At 43.9% G+C, this 949-nt stretch carries 2 protein-coding genes; both read left to right on the top strand.

Translation table 11 applies throughout. The annotated features are described in order from the left end of the window. The coding region (amrB, locus tag A3729_RS14905; protein ID WP_068634025.1) for an AmmeMemoRadiSam system protein B at nucleotides 1-341 on the top strand (341 nt) is incomplete at its 5' end. Between the two features lie 29 nt (nucleotides 342-370). Next, nucleotides 371-925 carry an AmmeMemoRadiSam system protein A gene (gene amrA, locus A3729_RS14900; protein WP_082880337.1) on the top strand — a complete coding sequence of 185 codons (555 nt, stop codon included), beginning with the start codon at nucleotides 371-373 and terminating at the stop codon, nucleotides 923-925. Nucleotides 926-949 lie beyond the last annotated feature (24 nt).

Raw genomic sequence — 949 nt, 5'->3', positions numbered from 1 at the left:
CCTTAGTTGTTGGAGATGCGGATAAGCATCAGGTTGCCAAGGTGATTGATTCCTTATGGGGTGGCGAAGATACCTTGTTTGTCATCAGTTCTGACCTGAGTCATTTTCTGAGCTACGAAGTCGCTAGTAAAAAGGATAGCAAGACTGCCGAAGCTATCGACACGCTTCAGGCAGACTTGATTGAATATGACGATGCCTGTGGCCGAAACCCGGTGAATGGATTACTTCAAATAGCACTAAAACGTGATCTGACGCCGCATCGCTTGGCACTGTGTAATTCAGGTGATACTGCTGGAGATAAAGATAGAGTGGTTGGCTACGGTGCTTGGAGTTTTTCCTAAGCTAGCGTATTTATAAAAGGAGAAAGGCCTTGAATGAACAGCATCAGCAGCAACTGATCGCTATAGCACAAGCATCTATCAGGCATGGTTTAGATCACGGTAGGCCTTTGTCCGTTCAAATGGGTGACTATGATGCTGAGCTAGTAAAAGAGTTTGCCAGCTTTGTTACATTGAAAATTAGCGGAGAATTACGCGGCTGTATAGGTTCTCTTCAGGCTTATCGGCCTCTAGTGCTCGATATTGCAGAGAATGCTTACCGTGCAGCATTTAATGACTCCCGCTTTTCGCCTATGTCACAGAGCGAATACGAGAAACTCCAATATCATATTTCTGTACTAAGCACCCCAGAGCCGATGCAGGTGAATTCAGAGCAAGACTTACTATCTCAACTACGTGTCGGTATAGATGGCCTGATATTGACGTTAGGTAATCGAAGAGCAACTTTTCTACCCTCTGTCTGGGAGCAGCTGCCAGATAAGTCTGATTTTTTAAATCACCTTAAAGCCAAAGCTGGATTGACGTTGGACTATTGGAATGAATCAATAGAACTTGAACGTTACACTGTAGAGAGTTTTGGTGATTAGCCCTATAGATAAGGATCTTATTAA

It is taken from the genome of Oleiphilus sp. HI0043 (assembly GCF_001634935.1).
Note: the sequence above shows the minus strand (reverse complement) of the source record. Positions and strands in the feature narration are given on the sequence as shown.